Here is a 762-nt window from a genome sequence, read left to right on the forward strand (position 1 = left end):
AGAAGTGGCTAGTCTAACCGCAAGGAGGACGGTCACCACGGTAGGATTCATGACTGGGGTGAAGTCGTAACAAGGTAGCCGTATCGGAAGGTGCGGCTGGATCACCTCCTTTCCAGAGCTATCTCGCGAAGTTGAGCGCTCACGCTTATCGGCTGTAAATTAAAGACAGACTCAGGGGTCTGTAGCTCAGTCGGTTAGAGCACCGTCTTGATAAGGCGGGGGTCGTTGGTTCGAATCCAACCAGACCCACCATTGTCTGGCGGTAACACACCTGAGGCATCTGTACTCATGGGGGCATAGCTCAGCTGGGAGAGCACCTGCTTTGCAAGCAGGGGGTCGTCGGTTCGATCCCGTCTGCCTCCACCAATCACCAACGCTAAGGGCTTGGTTCAGACGCTGAACCGAGAATTTTGCATTGGCGATTGAGCCAGTCAGAGGATATCAACAGATATCGGCTGTCGTTCTTTAACAATCTGGAAGAAGTAAGTAATTTGGATAGCGGAAGCGTCTTGAGATGGACGTGGAAACTATCCGGGTTGTGATTGTATCGATGTATCTCAAGATGATTCGAACTCTATGTTCGACTCAATTGGAATACGGCACAACGCGAGAACTCAACCTGTAGCGGCTGTCGAGAGACAGACTCGTTATAGGGTCAAGCGAACAAGTGCATGTGGTGGATGCCTTGGCGATCACAGGCGATGAAGGACGCGGTAGCCTGCGAAAAGCTACGGGGAGCTGGCAAACGAGCTTTGATCCGTA

General features: G+C 52.1%; 2 tRNA genes and 2 rRNA genes. All 4 read left to right on the plus strand.

Annotation, left to right across the window (positions count from 1 at the left end):
- Positions 1–112, plus strand: a 16S ribosomal RNA gene (locus tag CFB81_RS34705); the annotation flags it as partial.
- A 63-nt stretch (positions 113–175) separates the two neighbouring features.
- Positions 176–252: transfer RNA gene (locus tag CFB81_RS34710), tRNA-Ile, on the plus strand.
- A 38-nt stretch (positions 253–290) separates the two neighbouring features.
- A tRNA-Ala gene (locus CFB81_RS34715) sits at positions 291–366 on the plus strand.
- A 287-nt stretch (positions 367–653) separates the two neighbouring features.
- Positions 654–762 (plus strand): 23S ribosomal RNA (locus CFB81_RS34725); the annotation flags it as partial.

Origin of the sequence: Burkholderia sp. AU28863, assembly GCF_002223195.1 — a bacterium.
In the GTDB taxonomy this organism is placed as follows: domain Bacteria; phylum Pseudomonadota; class Gammaproteobacteria; order Burkholderiales; family Burkholderiaceae; genus Burkholderia; species Burkholderia sola.